We start from the raw sequence: 237 nt of genomic DNA, 5'->3' as shown, positions 1-237 counted from the left end.
GCCAATACTCTGGCGATCAAGGCCCTGTTAGTAGCTACAACACATTTAACTTAAGTGGCCAATACAATGTTAACGCCAGCTGGAGTGGCTATTTTGGTATCGAAAACCTGTTCAATAGCGATTACTACCCTGCCCGCGCACAATCTTACACTTACGGCGGCTATAACATCAAAGGATTAGGCACAACGGCTACCCTAGGTGCTAAATACCAGTTTTAATTAGTAATAGACTCAATAA

General features: G+C 43.0%; 1 protein-coding gene. It reads left to right on the top strand.

Features of this window, described 5'->3' with window-relative positions:
• On the top strand, positions 1-218 hold a 218-nt coding region (locus AAEY83_RS18435; RefSeq protein WP_351061589.1), incomplete at its 5' end, for a hypothetical protein.
• Positions 219-237 lie beyond the last annotated feature (19 nt).

Source organism: Psychrobacter sp. TB20-MNA-CIBAN-0197 (assembly GCF_040309765.1).
Taxonomy (GTDB): domain Bacteria; phylum Pseudomonadota; class Gammaproteobacteria; order Pseudomonadales; family Moraxellaceae; genus Psychrobacter; species Psychrobacter submarinus.
Note: the sequence above shows the minus strand (reverse complement) of the source record. Positions and strands in the feature narration are given on the sequence as shown.